Origin of the sequence: Bartonella sp. AC70YNML (assembly GCF_042196545.1) — a bacterium.
Lineage (GTDB): Bacteria > Pseudomonadota > Alphaproteobacteria > Rhizobiales > Rhizobiaceae > Bartonella.
In genome coordinates, this window is record NZ_JBHIQK010000044.1 from 1 (window position 1) to 1211 (window position 1211).

Below are 1211 nucleotides of genomic sequence, written 5' to 3' on the forward strand. Positions count from 1 at the left end.
TATTTATGACCATGCGCATGTTTCTTATGATGCTACGGTTTTTAGTTATGCACGCGTTTATGGTCATGCCAAGGTTTGTGGCTCTGCTTGCATTTATAGCCATGCAAAAGTTTATAATTATGCTGTTATTAATGGTCGTGCTAAAATTTATGGCAAGGTTTATGGAAATGCTTGTGTGAGTGGCTCTTGTGAGATTTATGGCTCTGTTTATGGCAATGCTAAAATCTCATATTGTGCAACGATCTGGGGGCGTGTTTATGGCAATGCAAAAATCAACAAAAAAAGCAAAGTAAGGTTGGTTCCAAAAAATTGTGAGGTGTATGAAAGAGATAATGTTATCAATATAACTGATAAAACAGAATAAAAACAGGTATGGGGGGCGTGCATTCTTTATGGTTATAAACGCATATAAAATGCATTACTATAAACATCTCATAAAAGATAGCATTCATAAAAAAAGCCGTGTCAAATGATATGACGCGGCTTTCAAATGTCTATTCTAATGATTAAAATGAATCATCCACAATGGAGTAATGAATGCATATATACAAAACGTATCATATTGCAAGCGCTCTATGAGAGATATGAAAACTTATCAAAAGAAACGTAAATGTGCGTATGATCTTTAATCACTCATTTGAATTACAGAGCCTATAAATGCTTGTTATGGCTATTAAACGTATCAAACAAATCAAAATGCTCGGTAGCTTTATCAATCCAATCAAAAGCAAATGCATATTCAATAAATATCTGCAAAAAACGTTCTTTTTAGCTTGCAAGCATTGGTTTTTAAAAGCAGCTTTTCATAAGATAAATAAACAAACGCTTTTATAAAATGTAAGGTTTTTAAATTTTTTCTGCTGTGAAAGCTAAATCTTAGTTTTCTCATAAATGAAACGTTCTTAAGAGCAAATGATAACTAAGTTATAACTGTAATAAAAAAAAGTTTTAACGTTTCTTATAAAGATCTCATTTTATGTTTCAAACGTTTAAACGTGCACTTAAAGAGGTTCTCATAAGCGTATTTGTACTTTTCATTAAAACCTAATTTCTTTAAATATTAGCCGGTCCATTTTGGGGATGTTACCTTAGAATAGAGCATTCTTAAATATTACAGCTTTTGACTCAAAATTGAGTAAAAACCCATACCTTATGATGTTACAATGGTTTTGAAGTTTGTTTGCTTATCTTTGTCTTAATAGCTGCCCCCA

Annotated in this window: 1 pseudogene; it reads left to right on the forward strand. The window is 31.7% G+C overall.

Annotated features, from left to right (window positions below):
- Positions 1–364 (forward strand): annotated as a pseudogene (locus tag ACFIMU_RS08640) (hypothetical protein); the annotation flags it as partial.
- Between the last annotated feature and the right edge of the window lie 847 nt (positions 365–1211).